The sequence below is a fragment of the Hansschlegelia beijingensis genome (assembly GCF_045505405.1).
Lineage (GTDB): Bacteria > Pseudomonadota > Alphaproteobacteria > Rhizobiales > Methylopilaceae > Methylopila > Methylopila beijingensis_A.
In genome coordinates, this window is the sequence record NZ_JBJKEX010000594.1 from 1 (window position 1) to 1,007 (window position 1,007).

The 1,007-nt window shown below is 63.2% G+C and carries 1 protein-coding gene; it reads right to left on the reverse strand.

The features are described from left to right. A partial coding sequence (locus ACIKT0_RS18950) for an IS481 family transposase (protein WP_407106844.1) occupies positions 1-946 on the reverse strand: 946 nt, incomplete at its 3' end. Positions 947-1,007 lie beyond the last annotated feature (61 nt).

Genomic DNA, 1,007 nt, shown 5'->3' on the forward strand with positions numbered 1-1,007 from the left:
TGTTTAGTCCCAGCGTGTCATGGCTTGGCTGACGAATGAAGAGCTCCGGCTTTTCGACGCTGAGGGCTTTGAGAGCCTCGAGTGGTGTTTTGAAGCGTAGCGCCTTGAGCTGCTTGGCGTAGTTGTAAGCGAGCAGCCAGTCTCGGACGTGGCGTCGCAGATCATCGATCGAGGCGTAGTGGAAGGCGCGGACGGTCGCCTCCTTGACCGTCCGGACCATCCGCTCGGCCTGGCCATTGGTCCACGGATGATAAGGCTTGGTGAGCCTGTGCTCGACGCCGCGCTCCGCGCAGACCCTTCCGAAGACATGAGCGACGGAGCCGCCCTCGGCTCGTCTGTCGTGTTGGACGAACTGCACGCCGTTGTCGGTCAGCACGGTGTGGATCCTGTAGGGAACGGCCATGAGCAGAGCCTTGAGGAAGCCCGCCGCCACGAGCTTCGTCGCCTTCCGGTAGATCCTGGCGAAGACCAGCTTCGAGGTGCGGTCGACCGCCACGAACAGATAGGCCTTACCGCCCTCGTAGCGCAGCTCGGCGATGTCGATGTGGAAGTAGCCGATCTCGTAGGCCTTGAACCGCTTGGGCTTCTCACGGTCGGCCTTCGGCAGGCGCGAGATTCCATGACGCTGCAGACAACGATGCAGCGACGAGCGCGTCAGATGAGGGATCACGTCCTTCAGCGCCACGAAGACATCGTCCAGCGGCAGGCGCGCCTGCACCCGCAGAGCGACGATCGCGGCCTCCTCGATGGCCGAGAGGGTGGAGCTTCGCCGCTCCTTCGGCCCCATCGGCTCGTCGTCGACGGTGCGGCGGGATCGCCACTTCCTCACGGTCTTCTCGTTGATCCCGAACCGCCTTGCGAGCTCCGCGGACGAAGCTTGCGATCGCTGTAGCTCCGCTCGAACGGCGTGCGTCGTCTTGGCGCTCCCGTGAAGAACTTGGCCCATAGCGCGTCCCTCTCTGACGGCAATAAAGATACGCCATCACACCGTGGGACTAAACACCTAG